Origin of the sequence: Mycobacterium gordonae (assembly GCF_001417955.2) — a bacterium.
Lineage (GTDB): Bacteria > Actinomycetota > Actinomycetes > Mycobacteriales > Mycobacteriaceae > Mycobacterium > Mycobacterium gordonae_B.
The window spans coordinates 1-1,777 of sequence record NZ_LKTM01000165.1; the positions used below are offsets into that span (position 1 = coordinate 1).

General features: G+C 67.1%; 2 protein-coding genes. Both read left to right on the forward strand.

The window, feature by feature from the left end; genetic code table 11:
- A partial coding sequence (locus AO501_RS14125; RefSeq protein WP_156452553.1) for an SPASM domain-containing protein occupies positions 1–516 on the forward strand: 516 nt, incomplete at its 5' end.
- Between the two features lie 2 nt (positions 517–518).
- Entirely contained in the window at positions 519–1,694 is a 1,176-nt protein-coding gene (gene mftD, locus AO501_RS14130; protein ID WP_055578319.1) for a pre-mycofactocin synthase MftD, read from the forward strand.
- The last annotated feature ends 83 nt before the right edge of the window (positions 1,695–1,777 follow it).

Consider the following 1,777-nt stretch of genomic DNA (forward strand, 5'->3'; position numbering starts at 1 on the left):
GAGGGCGTGCTGACCGGAGACTCCTTCTTCCACCTGGCGCCGCTGGGGTCGCCGGGCGCGCTGGCCGGGCTGAACATGTGCGGGGCCGGCCGGGTGGTGTGCCTGATCGACCCGGTGGGCGACGTGTACGCCTGCCCGTTCGCCATCCATGACCGCTTCCTGGCCGGAAACGTTTTGACGGATAGCGGTTTCGGCCTCGGCTTTTCCAATGTCTGGAAGAACGCGCCACTGTTCCGCGAACTGCGCGAGCCACAGTCCGCCGGAGCCTGCGGCAGTTGCGGGCACTACGACAGCTGCCGGGGCGGCTGTATGGCGGCGAAATTCTTCACCGGCCTGCCGATGGACGGCCCCGATCCCGAGTGCGTACAGGGCCACGGGGCGCCGGCGCTGGAATCCGAGCGCCAGACGCCGAGGCCGCGCGTCGACCACTCCCGCGGTAAGCGGATCACCACGCCGGTGCCGTTGACCCTGTCCATGAGGCCGCCGTCGCGGCTGTGCAATGAAAGTCCCGTATAACCATGGCAGACCAATGGTTTGAAACAGTCGCCATTGCCCAGCAACGCGCTAAGCGGCGGCTGCCGAAATCCGTCTATTCGTCGCTTATCTCGGCCAGTGAAAAAGGCGTGACGGTGGCCGACAATGTGGCGGCATTCAGCGAACTCGGATTCGCGCCGCACGTCATCGGTGCCAGCGCGAAACGCGACCTCTCGACCACGGTTATGGGCCAGGACATTTCGATGCCGGTGCTCATTTCACCGACCGGCGTTCAGGCGGTTGACCCCGACGGCGAGGTCGCGGTCGCACGTGCCGCCGCCGCCCGCGGCACGGCAATGGGTCTGTCCTCATTCGCCAGCAAGCCGATCGAGGAGGTCATCGCCGCCAACCCCAAGATCTTCTTCCAGATCTACTGGCTCGGCGGACGGGACGCGATCGCCGAACGCGCCGAGCGGGCGCGGGCGGCAGGTGCGGTCGGATTGATCGTCACCACCGACTGGACGTTCTCCCACGGCCGCGACTGGGGCAGCCCCAAGATCCCCGAAGAGATGAACCTGAAGAACATCCTGAAGCTTTCGCCGGAGGCGATCACCAAGCCGCGCTGGCTGTGGAAGTTCGGCAAGACGATGCGGCCGCCGGACCTGCGAGTCCCCAATCAGGGCCGCCGTGGCGAGCCCGGCCCGCCGTTCTTCTCCGCGTACGGCGAATGGATGGGCACACCGCCGCCTACCTGGGAGGACATCGCCTGGCTGCGGGAACTGTGGGGCGGACCGTTCATGCTCAAGGGCGTGATGCGCGTCGACGACGCCAAAAGGGCGGTGGACGCAGGTGTTTCGGCGATCTCGGTGTCCAACCACGGCGGCAACAACCTGGACGGCACACCCGCGTCGATTCGCGCGCTGCCCGCGGTGGCGCAGGCCGTCGGCGACCAGGTGGAGGTCCTGCTCGACGGGGGCATCCGGCGGGGGAGTGACGTGGTGAAGGCGGTTTCGCTGGGGGCGCGTGCGGTGATGATCGGACGAGCGTACCTGTGGGGGCTGGCGGCGGCGGGCCAAGCCGGCGTCGAGAACGTGCTGGACATTCTGCGCGGTGGAATCGACTCGGCGCTGATGGGTCTCGGGCATTCGTCCATTCATGACCTCACTGCGGATGACATTTTGATACCGCCCGGCTTCACCAGGGAGTTGGGAGCGCGCTGAGCACGCGCCGGCTGGCCGAATCGCGCACCGTCTGGCCGCATTGCGAAACGGGCGTTTCGCTGCGACGAGCCGTACCACACAGA